Source organism: Denitromonas iodatirespirans, assembly GCF_018524365.1.
GTDB classification, from domain to species: Bacteria; Pseudomonadota; Gammaproteobacteria; order Burkholderiales; family Rhodocyclaceae; genus Nitrogeniibacter; species Nitrogeniibacter iodatirespirans.
Genome location: NZ_JAEKFT010000090.1, coordinates 1 through 1,343, shown reverse-complemented (window position 1 = coordinate 1,343; position 1,343 = coordinate 1). Strand labels below are relative to the sequence as shown.

Sequence of the window (1,343 nt, the reverse complement as noted above, 5' to 3'; positions counted from 1 at the left end):
CAATGCTCTCAACTTAAGGAATTCAGCCTTGTGAACAGCATCTGTTTTGGGTAGAATAGTGTTCGTTAAGTTATTGATAAATAGACATTATGAACTCAAATCCTCGACCCCCGGTCGTTGCTGGATGAGTTCTCCCGATTCCTCCTCGACCCTGCGCTTGCCGATCAAGTGCGCCTGCTTCCTGGCGCATTCACCCGTGATCGCTGTTTGACGCTGCCGCGCGTCGCCGCAATGATGATCTCGGGCATGTGCAGCAGCGTTCAGAGCGAACTGGATTCGTTCTTCGGCCATTTGCGGGGCCACGCGGTGCGAAGCCGCGAGGTCAGTGCCCAGGCCTTCAGCAAGGCGCGTCGAGGCTTCTCGGCGCGCCTGTTTCATCTGGCGTCCCAGCACTTGCTTGAACTGGCAAGCGCGCACATCGACGCTACACGCTGGAACGGCTTTCGCGTGGTCGCGGCAGACGCGTCTCGGTTGCGTGTTTCGACGCGCAGCAATGCCCAATTGAGCCCCGATCACTATGCCTTCGCGCTGTTTCTGCCGGGCACCGACTTGACCTTGCATGCCAGCCTGCATCCGGCTGACGGCTCCGAACGCCAGATGTTGTTTGAAGCGCTCGGGCAGTTGGATGCCGAGGGCGATCTGCTAGTACTCGACCGTGGCTATGTCGGAAACACCATGGTGGCCGCGCTCGATCAGCGTGGCTTGGCCTTCTGCCTGCGTGCCGATACGCGCGCGTGGGGTTGCGTCGAGGCGTTCCTGCGCAGCGACGAGCACGAAAGAACCGTCACTCTGGCCGCCCCAACCGGCCTTGACGCGGCGACCTACGATCTGGTGCGCCAGCCCACGCAGGTGCGCCTGGTCCGCGACATCACGCCCAACGGACATGTTCGGGTGCTGATGACCAATCTGCTCGATGCTTGTCGCTACCCGGCCGAACAATTCGGAGCCCTTTACCATCAGCGCTGGCGTGTCGAGGAAGCCTTCAAACGGATCAAACATCGGCTGCGCCTCGAGGCGCCAACCGGACTGAGCTATCTGGCTTTGCAGCAAGACTTCGCTGCCAAAGTGCTGGCTGACAATCTGTGCGTGCTGCTGGCCGCCCGCTCGCAGCGGCCAGAAGCGGCTTCGCGCCCCAATCGGATCTACGCAATGGGCGCGCTCAAGCCGATCCTCGCCGGCTGTTTGCTGGCCATCGCACACGCAAGGGCAGCGCTGCCCGCGGTGCTGGCGACGATCGCCAAAAACAGATGCCGCATCCAGTCTGGACGAAGCTACCCAAGACCGGCCAGAGTCAAGCCGCATTTGCATTTGGCATACAAGGCGGCTTAAGTTGAGAGCATTGC

Annotated in this window: 1 protein-coding gene; it reads left to right on the top strand. The window is 60.8% G+C overall.

Features of this window, described 5'->3' with window-relative positions; genetic code table 11:
- Positions 1–117 precede the first annotated feature (117 nt).
- A complete protein-coding gene (locus I8J34_RS24030; protein WP_230411990.1) occupies positions 118–1,329 on the top strand; it encodes an IS4 family transposase in 1,212 nt (403 codons plus the stop codon).
- Positions 1,330–1,343: the final 14 nt, after the last annotated feature.